The following is a 17,060-nucleotide window of genomic DNA, read 5'->3' on the forward strand; positions in this document are numbered from 1 at the left end:
AATGATATAATATACTTGACAATAAAAGAAGAGGATGAAGCTCCCTCATTTAATTTGCTGAAAAGCTGATGGCTTCTACAAATAATGTAGATAGCTATCGGCTTTTTATATTATTTTGCTACTTTAATTAGTTCAGGAGGTGTAACAAATGGCGTTTCAAAGTATATTGTTTATAAATGCTGAAGATATTACAAACGTTGATTTATTAAATGAACCAGTATTTTTTAAAGATTTGAACATTGATCAAATAATAGATGCAATAACATTCGGTAGAAACGAATATAACCTTAAACCGTTTTTTTATAAATCGCCTATTAACAAAGAAACAATCGTATATCGCCAAGAAATAATGAAAGAATTAGAAAACAATTCGCTTTTTATGTCTGTAAAATCTTTTTCTGAAAAATTTCAGCATATGAGGGAAGCTTTAAAAAAGATTGATAAGATTTATTATAAATATCAAAAGGAAAGATGGTTTTTAGATGCAGTTAATTTATATGTTGATGCTGTAGTTTCTTTTGCTAATGATTTAACACATATAGATTTAAATTCTACTGGCTTTATTGCATTTCGAGAATACATTTTAAATTATGTTAATAGTAATTCTTTTGTATCTTTGAATGAAGCGACAAAAAAACTTGAAGAGGACTTATCATCTGTAAAGTACAGCATACTCATAAGAGGAAACAGTATAAAAGTAAGCAAATACGAATCAGAGATAAATTATAGTAACATTGTGGAAGAAACCTTTAAAAAGTTTAAAGAAGGAGAGGTAAAAGATTATAGGAAGAAGTTTTCAGAGTACGATGATATGAATCACGTGGAAGCAAAAATTTTAGATTTGGTAGCCCAACTTTATAAAAAAATATTTGAGGAGCTTGATGATTACTGCATTAAAAATAGCCATTTTATAGATGATAAAATCGGTACATTTGAACGTGAGGTACAGTTTTACATGTCATATTTGGAATTTATTTCAAAGTTTAAAGATGTAGGATTGAAATTTTGTTATCCACAGGTTGAAAGCCAATCAAAAGAAGTTTTTGACTATGGGTGCTTTGATTTGGCATTAGCTAATAAACTTATTTCTAATAAATCGACAGTCGTCACAAACGATTTTTACTTAAGTGGCAATGAGAGAATCTTTGTTGTATCTGGGCCTAATCAAGGTGGTAAAACGACATTTGCCAGGACATTTGGACAAGTTCATTATCTTGCCAGCATTGGATGCCCTGTTCCAGGATATAAAGCGCGGCTATTTTTATATGACAATATCTTTACACACTTTGAAAGAGAAGAAAATGTAAATGAACTCCACGGAAAATTAGAAGATGAATTGATTAGGATTTATGATATTCTCTCAAAAGCTACGTCAGATAGCATTGTTATACTGAATGAAATATTTACTTCTACTACTCTGGAAGATGCTATTTTTCTCAGCAAAAAGGTAATGGATAGAATTATAGATCTGGATTTGCTTTGTGTTTGGGTTACATTTATAGATGAATTATCCACTTATAACGAAAAGACTGTAAGTGTAGTTAGTACGGTCGTACCTGATAATCCATCGCTTAGAACCTATAAGGTTGTAAGAAAGCCTGCTGATGGTTTGTCTTATGCCATTACAATTGCGGAAAAATACAGACTTACCTATGAGCATATTAAGGAGCGTGTAAACAGATGAAGACATTTTTGCTGTACAAAAATCGCGATTTTGATATGAAACAGGAATTGCCATGGAATGAACAAATATTGGTACAGGATTTGGGATTGAATGCGGTTTTTGATGCTATGGCACAAGGTGATGAGTTTTTGTACGATGTAGCTTATAAAGTCATTCTAACAAGTATAAATGATGTAAATGAGATAATTTATCGTCAGGATATTCTCAAAGATTGTCTAAAATATCCCTCTATAATAAGAAGCATTTATGACATTGCGGTAGAAACATTGGAAAATGAGAAAAAAAATTTTTGGAGCATTTTTAGCAGCTATCCATCGTCAATTTTGCATAGCTCAATTGAGCTTATGTACATGTATGTTGATATGCTTATTAAATTGAGAAAGATTGCGGAAGAACATTTTCACAAATTTGAATCAGAAGGTTTTAAATCATTATTTTCAATGCTACAAAAAGAATTAAATGATGAGTACATTGAAACTGTAAAAACACATTTAAAAGAATTGAAATTTGAAAATGGAGTATTGATAAGTGCGGAATTGGGAAAAGGTAATAAAGGGATTAATTACATTCTCAGAAGGCCTAATGAAATCAAACAGAGTTTAATTGAAAAGATTTTTTCCAAAAAGGCTTCGGCTTTTACTTTTTACATTGCCGATCGGGATGAAAGTGGCATGAAGGCTTTATCAGAATTAAAAGATAGAGGCATAAATCTTGCAGCAAATGCTTTAGCGCAGTCTGCAGATCACATTAATGGCTTTTTTAAAATGCTTAAAACAGAATTAGCCTTTTATGTAGGATGCATTAATCTGTATGAAGAACTTACTAAAATAGGTGAACCTATATGCTTTCCTGTGCCTTTATCTGCAGAGAATAGAAGACACTCTTATTCGGGTTTATATGATATAAGCTTGTCTCTGACGATGAAAAAGAAAGTAGTGTCAAATGATTTGAATGCTGACAGAAAAGATCTTTTCGTCATAACAGGTGCTAACCAAGGGGGAAAAACGACATTTTTAAGAAGCATTGGCCTGGCGCAGTTAATGATGCAGTCTGGCATGTTTGTGGGAGCAGAGAAATTTTCATCAAATATATGTATTGGATTATTTACACATTTTAAAAGAGAAGAAGATGAAGAAATGAACAGCGGTAAATTAGACGAAGAATTAAGCAGGATGAGTGATATTGTTGATAATATAAAGCAAAATTCCATGATACTTTTTAATGAATCATTTGCAGCTACAAATGAAAGGGAAGGCTCAGAGATTTCAAGACAGATAATAAGTGCATTACTGGAAGTTAAAGTAAAGATATTTTTTGTCACTCATCTTTATGAATTATCACGCAGCTTGTACGATAAAAAAATGGACAATGCGATTTTTTTAAGAGCCGAAAGAAAACCTAATGGTGAAAGATCTTTTAAATTAGTTGAGGGTGAACCGCTAAAGACTAGCTATGGAGAAGATTTGTACAAGAAGATATTTAAAAATTCTTGATTTGATTAAAATTTGATGGAGAGATTGAGATTTTTATTTTTACTATTATATTGAAAAGTTTTAATATTTTAGGTATAATTGTATTAACAGATGCATAAAGGTGATGGAACTCACTCAAACTGCCATAAGGCTAATAGTTCCTACGTGGTTTAAAAAACCAGTAGGAACTATTTTCTTTTATAGGGGGTGATATTAAGAAAAGTGTAATATTTTGAAATGTTCAGCGATGGAGCTCGCGCAATGCACCAGGATGCTGATAGCTCCTACCATTTTAACAAAAAAATTCATAATAAATGGAATAATTAGGGGGTTGTACTAATGTGGTTGACTTATAGTTGGTGGTTAGGTTTAGCTTTGATAGCAGGATTGGTTGCTGATTGGACGGGTATATCTATATCATTAATTGAGATTTTGGTAGGGGTTATTGCTGGCAATTATTTAGGATTTCAAACAAATCAGTGGGTAGAGTTTTTAGGAGGCGTTGGAAGCGTTTTTTTGACATTTTTAGCCGGAGCAGAAGTTGATCCAATAGTCTTAAAGTCAAAGTTTAAAGAGAGCATCACAATAGGGCTTTTAGCTCTTATATTTCCTTTTGCAGGAGCTTTTGCTTTTACGCATTTTGTTGCAGATTGGACTCTTAAAGCTTCTGAAATTGCTGGCATTGCTCTTTCAACAACTTCTGTTGCAGTTGTGTATGCTGTAATGGTGGAAAGTGGACTTAATGAAACGGAACTTGGGAAAATTATTTTAGCTGCTTGTTTTATCAATGATCTTGGTACAGTTTTAGTGCTTGGGATACTTTTTGCAAACTATAACAAGTGGATGTTGTTATTTGTAGTTATTACAGTAGTAGTAGCTGTATTTATGCCCTCTGCTACAAAAAAATTCTTTGCAGTATATGGCAATAAAGTAGGGCAATTAGAAATAAAATATCTATTTTTCTTTCTATTTTTAACAGGTGGATTAGCCTCTATGGCAAATAGTGAAGCTGTTCTTCCGGCATATATACTTGGATTAATGGTATCAGGTTTTTTTGTAAAAGAAAAGAATTTATTATTCCGTATGAGATCAATAGCATTTGCTATTTTTACACCTTTTTACTTTATAAAAGCGGGATTATACGTCTCTCTTCATGGTGTAATAGTAAATATTCTTTTGATTGTTATATTACTTTTAATTAAAATTGCAACAAAATATATAGCGGTAAAACCAACTACTATGGTATTTAAATTTTCAAAACAAGAAGGAATGTATACAACTCTTCTAATGTCTACAGGTCTTACTTTTGGAACAATATCAGCAATGTTTGGATTAACTCATAAAATAATAACAAGTAATCAGTACACTATTCTTGTTACTGTAGTTATTTTAAGTGCAATTGTACCTACATTAATTGCAGAAAAATTTTACAGACCGCAAGATTATGATATAGAAAGGAAGATTTAGAATGTTTAAAAAAATTTTACTTGCGTATGATGGGTCGGAATATGCAAATAAAGCATATGAATTTGTTTTAGAATTAGCGCAAATAAATAATAGTGAAGCATATTTGATATCGGTTGCTAATATTCCGGAATTTGTAAATTCAAAAGACGAAGTAGATGAGGCTTTAAATTCAGCAAAATTATATTATGGGAAGATACTTGGAAATGCAAGGAAATTGGCTAATGAAAAAGGGATAAAAGTATTTACAGAAGTGATAACAGGTCATCCTGTGGATTCAGTAATCCGCTTTGCAGAAAAACATGGATGTGACTTGATAGTTGTGGGTGAAAAAGGTAATAGCGGTGTAAAAAGGTATATTATTGGAAACGTTGCAGAAAACATAGCAAGGCATGCAAAATGTTCTGTTCTTATTGTAAAATAATATGTAGTGGCTATATAAAATTTGAAATTCAGGTATGTCAATACCTGAATTTCAAATTTACAATATGGATGTAATCCAATGAAGGAGCGATATAGTAGTATGAGGAAAAAATTAGATGAAATATTTGAAAAAGTAGAAAGTATATCAAAAGATATAAGTGTTGAAGCAATAGAAGATGCTATATCAGATATTAAAGATAAATTTAGCAGTAATGTCTTTTATCTTGTAGTGTTAGGACAATTTAAAAGAGGAAAATCGACATTCACCAATTATATATTGGGAATTGATATGCTTCCTACAGGAGTCGTTCCCTTAACATCTGTTATAACAAAAGTTCAATATAGTATTGAAGTATGGGCAAAAGTACTGTACGAAGATGGTAGGATTGATAATATTGATGTAAAAGAATTGGATTTATACTGCACAGAGAAGAACAATCCTAAAAACATAAAAAAAGTCAAAGAGATACATATAGGATATCCTTTTGAGTTTGTAAGCAATGATGTAGTAATTATAGACACACCTGGTATTGGATCGGTATACAAGCATAATACAGATGTCGCATATGGTTATATAAATAAAGCTGATGCTGTGATTTTTTTACTTTCGGTGGATCCTCCTATAAGTGAATTGGAAAAAGAGTTTTTGTCTCAAATATCAGAGAATGTCAACAAGATATTTTTTGTTTTAAACAAAATTGACTATGTAAGTGAAATAGAATTAGATGAGATAATTAAATTTAATGAAAATATTATAAAAGAAATTACGAAGCATGATAATATTATTATATATCCAATTTCTGCTAAATTGGCGTTAGAAGGCAAAATTTCGAAAGATAATGAAGCAATTGAAAAGAGTAGAGCAAAAAAGCTTGAAGTTGACTTACAAAATTTTCTAATGACAGAAAAAGAAAAAGTATTGCTTGAAAGTTATGCTAAAAATATTGATCGGATCATTTCAATGTGCCAAACTTTTATTGAAAGCAGCATAAAATTAAAACAAATTCCTTTAGAACATTTAGAATCTAATATAAAAGCCTTTGAAAACTTTATTAGAAAAGTTGAGAAAAATAAAAATGAAATATATTTATTATTTCAAGGCGACATGAAAAATATTTTACAAAATTTTGATGAGAAAGTCGAGGAATATAAACAATATTTAAGCTTGAGAGTTTCAGAAAGAACAAAAGAACATTATAACAGCATTTTAAAATTAAGTAGAATTGATCAGAAACGAGAACTTGAGGAATATGTTGAAAAAACAATAGTAGAAGAATTTGAAATAATAAAAATGGAAATTGAAAGGGATATTGAGAAACAGTATAATGTGGCATTATCAAATTATTTTTCAAGGATTAATGAAGTCATTGATGAAATAAAATCTGTGGCAAATGAGTTGTTTGGTATAGATTTAGAATATTTTAAGTGCAGAGATGGAATTACATCAGAAAGTAAATTTACGTACAAAATAGGATATGATGTAGATGCATTGGAAATCGATCCGGTAATTTTTACTTATTTCTTGCCCAAAAAAATTGCTGGCAAGATTATATTAAATGGTATTGTAAGCAGGATTCATGTAGATATTGATAGAAATTTAGGCCGTATAAGATATGATTTGTTAAGAAGAATTGAAGAAAGTTTTAGTGAATTTGAAAAGGATATGAATTCAAAATTGCAATCTATGTTTGAAACGGTTAAAAAACTTCTTGCTAAAACAAAAACTAATTATGAACTTGACAAAGATAGCTTTCAAAAAGAAAAAGATTTGTATCTAAATATGTTGAAAAATATTTACGAATTGAAAAGCAAATTAAATGATATAATTGCCAAAAATTAGGCAATCATCCTAAAAAGATATTGACTTCTACAATTAATTTGTTTAAACTATAGTTAGAAAATTATAGTTAAAAGTAAATAATTTTATTAGGTGATGAAGCTCACCTTAATTGCTAATTTTAGCTGATGGCTTCTATATAAGTATAGGAGTTATCAGCTTTTATTATTATAAATTTAAAATTATCTAAAGGAGGATACATATTATGCCACGAATTACTTCAGTAAAAGCAAGGGAAATTTTAGATTCAAGAGGGAATCCTACAGTAGAAGTTGACGTTATATTGGAAAATGGTATTATAGGAAGGGCAGCCGTTCCTTCTGGAGCTTCTACAGGTACAAAAGAAGCCGTAGAATTAAGGGAAAATGACAAAAAGAGATATCATGGCAAAGGTGTTAAAAATGTAGTTGACAATGTCAACAACATTATTGCAAAAGAGATTACTGATATGGATGTATTTGAACAAAGAAAAATAGATCATTTGCTTATTTCATTAGATGGCACAAAAAACAAGTCAAAGCTTGGTGCGAATGCAATTTTAGGTGTATCGTTGGCAGTGGCTAAGGCAGCATCGAATTATTTAAATATACCGCTTTTTAAGTATATTGGAGGCACAAATTCGTACGAACTGCCGATGCCAATGATGAATATATTAAATGGAGGAAAACATGCAGACAATACTGTTGATGTCCAGGAGTTTATGATTGTTCCTATTGGTGCAGATAGTTTTTCGACTGCATTGAGAATGTGCTCAGAAGTTTATCAAACTTTAAAAAATGTTTTAAAAAGCAGGGGCTTTAGCACATCTGTAGGTGATGAAGGTGGGTTTGCTCCGAATCTTTCGACAAATGAAGATGCATTGAAACTTTTAATCGAGGCAATAGAAAAAACAGATTACAGACCAGGAGAAGATGTAGCTATAGCGATTGACCCTGCTGCGTCTGAGTTTTATATTGATGGAAAATATGTATTTGAAGGTGAAAAAGTAAGTCGTACATCAAGTGAGTTGATTGATCTCTATTCAGAATGGATTAATAAATATCCTATTGTGTCCATTGAAGATGGACTTGCAGAGGATGATTGGGATGGATGGGCATTGCTTACGTCTCAGCTTGGTGGCAAGATTCAATTAGTAGGTGATGATATTTTTGTTACAAATCCAGAGATATTTAAAGAGGGTATAGAGAAAAATATTGCCAATTCTATTTTAATTAAGTTGAATCAAATAGGCACTTTATCAGAGACATTGGATACAATACAAATGGCTCAGAAAGCTAACTATACTACTGTTATTTCCCACCGCTCAGGTGAAACAGAAGATACAACAATGGCAGATGTAGCAGTAGCAGTAAATGCTGGACAGATAAAAAGCGGTGCTCCATGTAGGACTGAAAGAATAGCTAAGTACAATCAGCTTTTAAGGATTGAAGAGTTATTGGGAGATAGCGCTGTATTTAAAGGAAAAGATATATTTTATAATTTAAGGAAATAACTATAGAGTTTAGAAAGGATGGCTAACAGCATCATTAATTAATGACTGTTGTTAGCCATTTTGGTCTAATTTATTAATTAAAATAATTAGCGAGAAGAGCAATAAAAAAAGGACCACAGCAAAAAGGATTTGATATGATGAAAATTGATGATAAAGATAAAAAAGTGGCAATTAGTGTTATACTTCTACTTGGTATAGTTAGTGCATTTGGAGATATAACTTATGAAGGTGCAAGAAGTGTGTATGGTCCATATTTGAAGTTGTTAGGTGCAAATGCACTAATCGTTGGCATTGTTACGGGTATTGGTGAATTTTTGGCGTCTGCTATTAGAATACCAGTAGGATATGCTATAGATAAGACATCAAAACCATGGCTTTGGACGATATTAGGATATGGAATGCTTATTTCTGTACCTCTTTTAGCTATTACAGGTAAATGGCCAATAGCAGCGCTGTTAATAATATTGGAGCGAACCGGAAAAGCAATAAGAAGTCCAGGAAAAGATACTATTTTATCACATGTAAGTAAAAAAATAGGAACTGGATTAGGTTTTGGATTACATGAGTTGCTTGATCAAATTGGTGGTATTATAGGACCTTTGATTTTTACTTTTGTTATATCTTTTGCTGGTAGTTATAAGACGGGCTTTATTTTGATGTGGATTCCAGCAATACTTACTGTTATATTTGTAATATACGCTCGAAGCAAAGTCACTAATCCTGCAGAATTGGAGAAAAATACAAAAAATGCATCTAAAAATGTAGATTTGTTGAATAAAAACTTTTCAAGGCAGTATTTATATTACATGCTTTTTATATTTTTTGCAATGCTCGGATTTGCTAATTATCCGATTATTTCATATCATTTTTTGAGTCATAAAGTGTTAAGCCAAGATGCTATTCCACTTTTGTACGCATTAGCAATGGCGGTAGATGGAGTAAGTGCAGTATTCATTGGAAAATTTTATGACAAGAAAGGTTTTTTGTCGTTAGCAGTGCTTCCAATATCGACCTTTTTGATGACTTTCATGGTCTTTTCAAATATGCCAGTTTTGGCTATCGTTTCAATGCTTATATGGGGATTTATTACAAGTATGCAAGAAACTACGATGAGGTCTGTAATTACCGATATTACGTATATTTCTGAGCGAGGCAAGGCGTTTGGTGTATTCAGTGCTGTTACAGGATTTTCTATGTTTTTAGGAAGTACTATTTTCGGATACTTATATGCTCATTCTATCAATTTTATATTTCTATATTCAATAATAGCCGAAATGATTGCGCTTTTTTGGTATGTGTTATTTGTTAGATCAAGCAGATAAATTTATGGTATAATATAGTTAAAAGAATATTATGGTGATGAAGCTCACCTTAATTGCTTTGATGGCTAATGGCTTCTACATTTAGTAGGAGCTATTTTTGTTTTACTTTAAGGATAGAGCATGATAATAAAAAATAGTTGATATATGAAAGGATGATCGTGATGAAGAAAGTATCATTTGAAATAAGTGACGAACAAATGGAAGAAATAAAAGAATTAAAAGAGGATTTGGAAAAGGACGGTTTCAGCAGTGAAGACTGTTACAGAGCTATTTTTGAGATGGGTATTAAAGCGTATTGGATGGAACGAAAAAATCCTGATGATAAAGATATAAGAAAACAGCTTATAATGTTGGCATCAAAGTATTCCGCTATGAGATTTAAATATTTCCAGCTAGTAAGAGATAATCAAACACTGGATATTAAATTAAAAGGGTATGAGGCAGAAAACAATTATTTAAAAGGACTTTCTGGCATAAGGACTGATGAAGAATGAGGTATATATGTCCTAACTGCTTTAAAATAGCTGATATTGGCGATGAAAAATGTCAAAAATGTGGGTATGATTTTAAAAATATTACAAATGATGATTATAGCAAAAAACTTATTACGGCGTTAAATCATCCTGATTATAATGTACAGTATATGGCAGCAAAGATTATTGGTGAACTAAAAATTAAAGAAGCTAAAAATACTTTAATAGAGTATCTTAAGAAGGACAGAAAGGAAAGAGATCCCTACATTGAACAAGCTGTTGTAGCAGCATTAGGGGAAATAGGCGATAAAGATGTATATAATTATATTAAAGAAAATATAGATAATTTTTCAGTTTTATCAAAGAACATCGCCTTAATTGCTTTAGAAAAAATTAAATCAAGATTTAATTAGGAGGATAATAAAATGGATAATAAAGAAAGACAAAATAAGAGTACAGTCAATAATATTAAGACATTAGGATGGGTGGCTTTTTTTGGTGGTTTAAGCCAGGATATGATACAACCTATTTTGCCAACGTTTTACACTCAGATATTAGGTTTAAGTAAAGAAACCGTAGGGTTAATTGAGGGAAGCGTAACAACGATTGTCAGTATTATGAGGATTGTTTCTGGCATAATATCTGACAAACTTGGAAAGAGAAAATCAATCGTCTTTATAGGATATTTATTTTCTGCAATAGGAAGAATTTTTCTATCATTGACTAATGGTGCAGCAATGACGTTTGGATTGCGTTTTACTGATGGCATTGGTAAAGGTTTAAAGGATGCTCCAAGAGATGCACTTGTTGCAAAGTCATCTGAAATGAAAAACATGGGCTATTCATTCGGATTTCAAAGAATGCTTGATACGTTAGGCTCATTTATTGGACCACTTATCACAACAGGGTTAATGGTTTTGCTTGCTAAATACATAGATGAGACGAAATACAGGATAATATTTTTAGTTGCAGGGCTTATTGGCTTTATTACAATATTGCTTATTGGATTATTCGTAGTCGAAAGAAAAGGAGATAATGTCAGTACACCGTTTAAATTTGATTTCACTATATTCAAAGGAAAATTTTTGTTGTTTTTCATAGTTATGCTAATATTTACACTTGGAAATAGCAGTGATGCATTTTTGATATTAAGAGCTCGTAACGTAGGCGTAAGTTCAGCCATGATACCTATTATCATTGCCATGTTTAACCTTTTTTATGCTTTACTGTCTGTGCCCAGCGGAATACTGTCTGACAAGATTGGAAGGGTTAATGTAATCAAAATTGGATGGTTAATTTATGCAGTTACTTATCTTGGATTTGCATTAGCCAGGGTGCCTTGGCATATATGGATTTTATATGCAATTTACGGTATTTATTATTCTACGACTGAAGGTGTAGCAAAGTCTCTTGTTGCGCATCTTGTAGATGAAAATAATAGAGGAACAGCTTTTGGATTGTACAATGCTTCTATTGGTATCCTTGCACTGCCTGCCAGTTTTATTGCTGGGTATCTGTGGGATAAAGTTGCACCTTCCGCTCCATTTTATTTTGGCGCTGGATGCTCAATATTAGCTGTAATTTTTATAACTATATTTAGAATAGAAAAGTAAATAAACTATAAATCAAAGTATGGTTTACACATGAACCATACTTTATTATTTTTGTTTTACAGTAAAAATGATATAATATATTAAGAATATATCGGCAATTATTTAGATTAAATTAAAGAGATGTGATGAGTATGGATAAGAAAACTGTTACCGATATACTTAATGAAATAGGGCTTTTATTAGAATTAAAAGGTGAAAATCCTTTTAAGTCGAGAGCGTATTATAATGCTGCCCGTACAATAGAAGTTCTTGACGACGATATTGAGAAATTAATAAAAGAAGATAGATTAAAAGATGTGAAGGGTATAGGTGATGCGCTTAATAAAAAGCTTACAGAGCTTATTACTACAGGCAGACTTGAATACTATGAAAATCTTAAAGCATCGATACCTGAAGGCTTAATTGAGATGTTGAAAATACCAGGTCTTGGACCTAAAAAGATAAAAACATTGTATGACAAATTGGATATAAAGACGGTTGGTGAATTGGAATATGCCTGTATTGAAAATAGACTTGTTGAATTACCTGGATTTGGTGAAAAAACACAGAAAAAAATCCTTGAAGGTATACAATTTATAAAACAGTTTAGTGGTAAGCATCTATTTATGGATGCATATTTAGAGGCCACATCATTAAAACAATATCTTGTTGATAGTGGATTGACAATAAGATGCGAGATTGCGGGAAGTTTAAGGCGAAGAAAAGAAACGGTGAAAGACATAGATATTCTTGCTACGTGTGACAATCCTGAGAAGCTAATGGACGTATTTACAAAATATGAAGGTATAAGGGATATTGTTGCCAAGGGAGAAACCAAGACTAGCGTAATATTGAAATCTGGCATAAATGTAGACTTAAGGGTTGTTAAAGATGAGGAATTTCCATATGCATTGCACCATTTTACCGGTAGCAAAGAGCACAATACAGCTATGAGGCATAGGGCAAAGCAAATGGGAATAAAAATGAATGAATATGGACTATTTAAAGATGATTTGCTTGTTAAATGCTATGATGAAGACGACATATTTAAAAGTTTAGCTCTTCAATATATTCCACCGGAACTTCGAGAGAATATGGGTGAAATTGAAGCAGCAGAAAAAGGATTACTTCCCATATTAATAGATGAAAAAGACATCAAAGGGGTTTTTCATGTACATACGATATACAGCGATGGTGCAAATACAATTTCTGAAATGGTGAATGCTGCACGAGATTGCGGTTATAAAATTATTGGTATTACAGATCACAGTAAATCTGCATTTTATGCAAATGGACTTAAAGAAGAAGATGTTTTAAGGCAATTGGATGAAATTGATGAATTGAATAACAAGTATAGTGATATAAAAATATTAAAAGGCATAGAATCTGATATATTAAAAGATGGTTCACTTGATTATGACGAAGATATATTGAGAAGACTTGACTTTGTCATCGCATCTGTTCATTCTAACTTTAAAATGACTAAAGACGACATGACAGAGAGAATAATAAAAGCTATAAAAAATAAATACACAAAAATCATTGGACATCTAACAGGGAGACTTCTCCTTGCAAGAGACGGTTATGACATTGACGTGTATAAAATTATAGATAGTGTTGCTGAATACGGGAAAATAATTGAAATAAATGCAAGTCCATACAGGCTTGATTTGGATTGGAGATATATAAAATATGCAAAAGAAAAAGGTGTAAAATTTGCAATTTGCCCAGATGCACATAGGATAGAAGGACTTGATGATATGAAATATGGCATCGGCATTGCACGTAAAGGTTGGCTTGAAGCGAAAGATGTGATAAATACGTATGAATATGACGAATTAAAGAAGGTTTTAAAATAAAATTCCAAGAAAACCTATTGACATTAATGATTTAAAGTGTTAATATAGTTTAAAATACAAATTGAATATGAAACCTCTTATCAAGAGTGGTGGAGGGACTGGCCCGATGAAACCCGGCAACCGGCATATATAATGCGTCTGGTGCCAAATCCTGCAGGGAAACCTGAGAGATGAGAGGAGCGGCGCAAACTTAGCCCTCTTCTACATCGAAGAGGGCTTTTAATATACCAAAATGAAAAGAGGTGCATTATAAGAATCAATTTAATTTGTTTATTTAAATTAAAATTATATAGAGGAGAGATTTAGATGAGTGAAGAAAGAAAATTAAAATTTGACACATTGCAGGTGCATGCGGGGCAAGAACCAGATCCAACTACAGGTGCAGTGGCAGTGCCAATTTATCAAACATCGTCATATATATTTAAAGATACTGAACATGCCGCTTCTTTATTTAGCCTTAAAGAACCAGGTAATATTTATACAAGAATTATGAATCCCACCAATGATGTATTTGAAAAGAGAATAGCAGCCTTAGAAGGTGGTGTTGGTGCTGTTGCGACAGCTTCTGGCTCTGCTGCTATAACATACTCGATTTTAAATATAGCAAGTGCAGGTGATGAAATAGTATCTGCCAGCACATTATACGGAGGAACATACAATCTTTTCGCTTTAACGTTGCCTAAACTTGGCATTAAAACGACATTTGTAGATCCAGATGATCCAGAAAATTTCAGAAAAGCAATAACAGACAAAACAAAGGCATTGTATATAGAGACGATAGGAAATCCCGGGATAAATATACCTGATTTTGAGGTTATAGCAAAAATAGCCCATGAGAATAAAATACCGCTAATTGTAGACAACACATTTGCAACGCCATATCTCTTCCGTCCGTTTGAATACGGGGCAGATATAGTAGTACATTCAGCGACAAAATTTATAGGAGGCCACGGAACATCAATAGGCGGAGTAATAGTAGATTCAGGAAAATTTGATTGGGCAGGAAGCGGAAGATTCCCTGAATTTGTAGAGCCAGATCCCAGCTATCATGGAATCAAATATGTTGAATCATTTGGACCTGCCGCATATATCACAAAACTGAGAGTACAGCTTTTAAGAGATACTGGTGCATCTTTAAGTCCATTCAATGCATTTTTATTTTTACAAGGATTAGAGACTTTGTCATTAAGAGTCCAAAGACATGTGGAAAATGCACAAAAAGTAGCAGAATTCTTAGCAAGCAATCCCAATGTGACGTGGGTAAACTATCCTGGACTTAAAGAAAACAAATACCATGAGCTTGCAAAGAAATACCTGCCGAAGGGTGCAGGAGCGATATTGACATTTGGAATAAAAGGTGGAATAAATGCTGGAATCAAATTCATAAACAGCCTTGAATTATTCTCATTGCTGGCCAATGTTGGTGACGCAAAGTCTTTGGTAATTCATCCAGCAAGCACGACACATTCGCAATTAAGCGAAGAAGAATTATCATTAGCAGGTGTAACCCCTGACCAAATAAGACTTTCAATAGGCATAGAAGACATCGACGACATATTGTATGACCTTGATCAAGCACTTAAAAAAGCAGCAGAATAAATATTATAGAGCTCTCTTCAGAATAGAAGAGAGCTTTTGATATTGCAGTACGGTGAAATATATTGTATAATCTAATTGAGAATGAATTTCAGAATCAAAGAATTGTAAAAATTGAATTTGCTTTTCTTATGGTTTACTGAGGTTAAGAAAAATTTATGCAGAAGGGGTGCTTAAATGCCTTTGAACGAAAACGAACATACACTATCTCATGAATTTGAAGGATCAAAAAAGAATAAATCTACTATTCTATTACTACTTGCAACAATAGGCCCAGGGCTTACTGTTATGTTAGCAGATACTGATGCAGGATCTATTATAACATCGGCACAGTCGGGTGCTAGATGGGGTTATAGCTTGTTGTGGCTGCAATTTTTGCTTATTCCAATTTTATATTTTGTGCAGGAGCTTACAACACGTATTGGAATAACGACTGGTAAAGGGCATGGCGAATTGATCAAGGAAAAGTTTGGTGCAGGTTGGGCATGGTTTTCAGTTTTAACACTTGTGGTTTCTGCTATAGGTGCTTTAGTCACAGAATTTTCTGGTATTGCCAGTGTTGGCTTATTGTTTGGCATACCAAAGTGGATAAGCATATCACTTGCATCAATCTCCTTAATATTAATAACAGGCTTTGGACGTTATACTATTGTTGAACGCATAGCTATATTTATCGGATTATTTGAACTAAGCTTTATACCAGCGGTTATACTAGCACATCCCGATACTTCGTCAATAATAAATGGGATTATCGGACAGAAGCCTTTCTACGATGAATCTTATAGGCTTCTTATAGCAGCCAATGTTGGAGCCGTAATAATGCCTTGGATGATATTTTACCAACAAGGCGCTGTGATAGACAAAAAATTAACAGAAAAATCGATAAGGTTTAGCCGCATTGATACTGCTGTCGGTTCAGTTGTAACTCAGATAATCATGGCGGTTGTACTTGTATTAACGGCTGCCACTATTGGACGGATAAATCCAAATGTTTCACTTACGAATATTCAGCAGATTGCTGATTCACTTATACCATTTGTAGGTCAGGTTGGTGGCAAAATCTTATTTTCAGCAGGTATTATCGGTGCTTCTTTGATAGCAGCTGTTGTTGTTTCATTGGCAACTTCATGGTCGTTAGGTGAAGTTATGGATTTTAAGCGAAGCCTTAATTCATCATGGAAAGAAGCTCCGATATTTTATGGATTATATGCTGCAGGTATTATTGTTTCCGCCATTATCGTCTTATCAGGAGTACCCCTTGTAACATTGACAATTTCAGTTGAAATAATGAATTCATTGCTTTTGCCAATTGTCCTCGGATTTTTGATAGCGCTTGGATGGAAGGCATTACCTGAAAAATATAAATTAAAAAATTGGGAAAAAATCGTACTTGCGATAATATATTTACTTGTATGTTCTTTGGGAATTCTCACGTTGTTTCAGATATGATTTCAGATACGAATTAAACTACGTAAAAAAAGGAGCCAAAGGCTCCTAAATTACTTTTGCTGTTCGTTGATTTCGTTCTTTAGCGCATTTGTGCATGCATTTAACATATTTTGCGCATCTTTTTCATCTATATTTCCACCCATCATATTTTGCACATCTTTCGCTGTAAGTCCTTTCATGTAGTTGTACATGGCACTATAGTTGAAATTTGAACCCATCATGTTAAACCCATAGCCGTTATTAATTGTATCGGCCTTTGCTCTTAATGCAGGTATTTGCGTAAATGCTATAGCACCTATTATTAGCGTGCCTGCGAATATAGCTATAACTTTCTTTCTCATTTAAAATTCCCCCTAGTTTTTTTATTGTGATTTTATTATACAATGCAATTATAAAG

14 protein-coding genes and 5 riboswitches are annotated in these 17,060 nt (G+C 32.6%); of the genes, 13 read left to right on the top strand and 1 reads right to left on the bottom strand.

Annotated features, from left to right (window positions below; all coding sequences use genetic code 11):
* Nucleotides 1-21: 21 nt before the first annotated feature.
* Nucleotides 22-85, top strand: a riboswitch (Fluoride riboswitch).
* Between the two features lie 63 nt (nucleotides 86-148).
* The 13 genes from THEXY_RS03095 (at nucleotide 149) to THEXY_RS03155 (ending at nucleotide 16,663) form a co-directional block, all read left to right on the top strand.
* Nucleotides 149-1,684: a MutS-related protein gene (locus THEXY_RS03095; RefSeq protein WP_013787394.1), complete on the top strand. Its 1,536-nt coding sequence runs from the start codon at nucleotides 149-151 to the stop codon at nucleotides 1,682-1,684.
* The gene (locus tag THEXY_RS03100; RefSeq protein ID WP_013787395.1) at nucleotides 1,681-3,177 is read left to right on the top strand and encodes a MutS-related protein; all 1,497 of its coding nucleotides are present in this window, start codon (nucleotides 1,681-1,683) and stop codon (nucleotides 3,175-3,177) included. Before THEXY_RS03095 ends, THEXY_RS03100 begins: the two co-directional genes overlap by 4 nt.
* 90 nt (nucleotides 3,178-3,267) lie before the next feature.
* Nucleotides 3,268-3,327: riboswitch (Fluoride riboswitch) on the top strand.
* A gap of 168 nt (nucleotides 3,328-3,495) precedes the next feature.
* The gene (locus THEXY_RS03105) at nucleotides 3,496-4,623 is read left to right on the top strand and encodes a cation:proton antiporter (protein WP_013787396.1); all 1,128 of its coding nucleotides are present in this window, start codon (nucleotides 3,496-3,498) and stop codon (nucleotides 4,621-4,623) included.
* 1 nt (nucleotide 4,624) lies between these two features.
* A complete protein-coding gene (locus THEXY_RS03110) occupies nucleotides 4,625-5,044 on the top strand; it encodes a universal stress protein (protein ID WP_013787397.1) in 420 nt (139 codons plus the stop codon).
* A gap of 99 nt (nucleotides 5,045-5,143) precedes the next feature.
* Nucleotides 5,144-6,883: a dynamin family protein gene (locus tag THEXY_RS03115; RefSeq protein WP_013787398.1), complete on the top strand. Its 1,740-nt coding sequence runs from the start codon at nucleotides 5,144-5,146 to the stop codon at nucleotides 6,881-6,883.
* A gap of 80 nt (nucleotides 6,884-6,963) precedes the next feature.
* Nucleotides 6,964-7,025: riboswitch (Fluoride riboswitch) on the top strand.
* A 60-nt stretch (nucleotides 7,026-7,085) separates the two neighbouring features.
* Nucleotides 7,086-8,372 carry a phosphopyruvate hydratase gene (gene eno, locus THEXY_RS03120; RefSeq protein WP_013787399.1) on the top strand — a complete coding sequence of 429 codons (1,287 nt, stop codon included), beginning with the start codon at nucleotides 7,086-7,088 and terminating at the stop codon, nucleotides 8,370-8,372.
* 134 nt (nucleotides 8,373-8,506) lie between these two features.
* Nucleotides 8,507-9,694 (top strand): MFS transporter, encoded by a 1,188-nt coding sequence (locus THEXY_RS03125; RefSeq protein WP_230197630.1) that lies wholly within the window; start codon nucleotides 8,507-8,509, stop codon nucleotides 9,692-9,694.
* A 24-nt stretch (nucleotides 9,695-9,718) separates the two neighbouring features.
* Nucleotides 9,719-9,779, top strand: a riboswitch (Fluoride riboswitch).
* Nucleotides 9,780-9,855: 76 nt separating this feature from the next.
* Nucleotides 9,856-10,188 (top strand): hypothetical protein, encoded by a 333-nt coding sequence (locus THEXY_RS03130; protein ID WP_013787401.1) that lies wholly within the window; start codon nucleotides 9,856-9,858, stop codon nucleotides 10,186-10,188.
* Nucleotides 10,185-10,580 carry a HEAT repeat domain-containing protein gene (locus THEXY_RS03135; RefSeq protein WP_013787402.1) on the top strand — a complete coding sequence of 132 codons (396 nt, stop codon included), beginning with the start codon at nucleotides 10,185-10,187 and terminating at the stop codon, nucleotides 10,578-10,580. The genes THEXY_RS03130 and THEXY_RS03135 overlap by 4 nt, the downstream gene beginning before the upstream one ends.
* Before the next feature lie 12 nt (nucleotides 10,581-10,592).
* Complete coding sequence (locus THEXY_RS03140) at nucleotides 10,593-11,780, top strand: MFS transporter (protein WP_013787403.1); 1,188 nt, start codon at nucleotides 10,593-10,595, stop codon at nucleotides 11,778-11,780.
* Nucleotides 11,781-11,911: 131 nt separating this feature from the next.
* Nucleotides 11,912-13,618 carry a DNA polymerase/3'-5' exonuclease PolX gene (gene polX / locus THEXY_RS03145; protein ID WP_041592064.1) on the top strand — a complete coding sequence of 569 codons (1,707 nt, stop codon included), beginning with the start codon at nucleotides 11,912-11,914 and terminating at the stop codon, nucleotides 13,616-13,618.
* 74 nt (nucleotides 13,619-13,692) lie between these two features.
* A riboswitch (SAM riboswitch) is annotated at nucleotides 13,693-13,795 on the top strand.
* 129 nt (nucleotides 13,796-13,924) lie between these two features.
* Nucleotides 13,925-15,217, top strand: coding sequence for a homocysteine synthase (locus tag THEXY_RS03150; protein WP_013787405.1), 1,293 nt, complete (start codon nucleotides 13,925-13,927; stop codon nucleotides 15,215-15,217).
* Nucleotides 15,218-15,391: 174 nt separating this feature from the next.
* Nucleotides 15,392-16,663 (top strand): Nramp family divalent metal transporter, encoded by a 1,272-nt coding sequence (locus tag THEXY_RS03155; RefSeq protein WP_013787406.1) that lies wholly within the window; start codon nucleotides 15,392-15,394, stop codon nucleotides 16,661-16,663.
* 50 nt (nucleotides 16,664-16,713) lie between these two features.
* Here the strand turns inward: THEXY_RS03155 and THEXY_RS03160 are convergent, their stop codons facing one another.
* Nucleotides 16,714-17,004 (bottom strand): hypothetical protein, encoded by a 291-nt coding sequence (locus tag THEXY_RS03160; RefSeq protein ID WP_013787407.1) that lies wholly within the window; start codon nucleotides 17,002-17,004, stop codon nucleotides 16,714-16,716.
* Nucleotides 17,005-17,060 lie beyond the last annotated feature (56 nt).

Source organism: Thermoanaerobacterium xylanolyticum LX-11, from assembly GCF_000189775.2.
Classification (GTDB): domain Bacteria; phylum Bacillota; class Thermoanaerobacteria; order Thermoanaerobacterales; family Thermoanaerobacteraceae; genus Thermoanaerobacterium; species Thermoanaerobacterium thermosulfurigenes.

Coding starts and splice junctions, on each gene's coding strand:
- THEXY_RS03095 (WP_013787394.1), top strand. CDS start 149: ATGGCGTTTCAAAGTATATTGTTTATAAATGCTGAAGATATTACAAAC.
- THEXY_RS03100 (WP_013787395.1), top strand. CDS start 1,681: ATGAAGACATTTTTGCTGTACAAAAATCGCGATTTTGATATGAAACAG.
- THEXY_RS03105 (WP_013787396.1), top strand. CDS start 3,496: ATGTGGTTGACTTATAGTTGGTGGTTAGGTTTAGCTTTGATAGCAGGA.
- THEXY_RS03110 (WP_013787397.1), top strand. CDS start 4,625: ATGTTTAAAAAAATTTTACTTGCGTATGATGGGTCGGAATATGCAAAT.
- THEXY_RS03115 (WP_013787398.1), top strand. CDS start 5,144: ATGAGGAAAAAATTAGATGAAATATTTGAAAAAGTAGAAAGTATATCA.
- eno (WP_013787399.1), top strand. CDS start 7,086: ATGCCACGAATTACTTCAGTAAAAGCAAGGGAAATTTTAGATTCAAGA.
- THEXY_RS03125 (WP_230197630.1), top strand. CDS start 8,507: ATGATGAAAATTGATGATAAAGATAAAAAAGTGGCAATTAGTGTTATA.
- THEXY_RS03130 (WP_013787401.1), top strand. CDS start 9,856: ATGAAGAAAGTATCATTTGAAATAAGTGACGAACAAATGGAAGAAATA.
- THEXY_RS03135 (WP_013787402.1), top strand. CDS start 10,185: ATGAGGTATATATGTCCTAACTGCTTTAAAATAGCTGATATTGGCGAT.
- THEXY_RS03140 (WP_013787403.1), top strand. CDS start 10,593: ATGGATAATAAAGAAAGACAAAATAAGAGTACAGTCAATAATATTAAG.
- polX (WP_041592064.1), top strand. CDS start 11,912: ATGGATAAGAAAACTGTTACCGATATACTTAATGAAATAGGGCTTTTA.
- THEXY_RS03150 (WP_013787405.1), top strand. CDS start 13,925: ATGAGTGAAGAAAGAAAATTAAAATTTGACACATTGCAGGTGCATGCG.
- THEXY_RS03155 (WP_013787406.1), top strand. CDS start 15,392: ATGCCTTTGAACGAAAACGAACATACACTATCTCATGAATTTGAAGGA.
- THEXY_RS03160 (WP_013787407.1), bottom strand. CDS start 17,004: ATGAGAAAGAAAGTTATAGCTATATTCGCAGGCACGCTAATAATAGGT.